The organism is Clostridium sp. ZBS2 (assembly GCF_023845855.1).
Lineage (GTDB): Bacteria > Bacillota > Clostridia > Clostridiales > Clostridiaceae > Clostridium > Clostridium aquiflavi.
Genome location: NZ_JAMQIF010000087.1, coordinates 1 through 896 on the forward strand (window position 1 = coordinate 1; position 896 = coordinate 896).

Sequence of the window (896 nt, forward strand, 5' to 3'; positions counted from 1 at the left end):
TATCATCTAAAAATTCTATATATCTAAATTCATAATGAAATGTGATGCCATCTTTCCTAAGTTTATAGCCTATAACTCTTGGATATCCCTCTTCAGTTGTTACATAAACATCTCTTAGCTCTCCAAGAACGTCCCCAAATTCATCGTAAATATTTTTAGATAAAATATTTGTATATAAAAATACTGATAATTTCTTCATGAAAGATTCCTCCTCTATGTTTTCAGGAAGAACTTTCATTACATTTAAATAGATGAATAGCTCTTCCTAAATATATTAAGTTGTAATTTAAAATCATTAATAATCTGAGGTCCAGCCTCCATCTTTTACACCACCTTATAATCTATAATCTAATTTTTAAACTAAATTTACAAATAGTCCTATTATTATAATTAATGTACACCTAATAAATAAGCATGCTCATTTATCTCATACTACTGCAATTAAGAAATTTTTAAACTACTAATTTATGAGATAAATATAAAAATTTAAATTACGTCATCATCTTTGTTTATTTCTACTAATTATTATATTACATAGACGCAAAAAGGCAACAAATTTTTTCTGCCAAAGCCCCTTGTATTATAATGTTACTGTTATTTTGAAATGTATAGTTATTATTTATTTAAAACTTGCGACTATTTTACTAAAATAATAATTATTGTTATTTGTAAAGTAATCTTGCGTATGTTAATATAAACTGAGTTATTATTCATAGGTTAAATGTGTCTTAACCCTTGATAAATGCTTGTTAAATGCTATATACCTTAGTAATATAAATTTAAATTAATATATGAATTGGAGTTAATTAATATATGAAACTTTGTAAAGAATTTTTACCTATATGTAAAGAAGATTTAATAAAAAGAAATATTGATCAATTAGATTTTATAATTGT

1 protein-coding gene is annotated in these 896 nt (G+C 23.3%); it reads right to left on the reverse strand.

Annotated elements, in window-relative coordinates; genetic code table 11:
- A partial coding sequence (locus NG918_RS16675; protein ID WP_252227158.1) for a PRC-barrel domain-containing protein occupies positions 1 to 199 on the reverse strand: 199 nt, incomplete at its 3' end.
- Between the last annotated feature and the right edge of the window lie 697 nt (positions 200 to 896).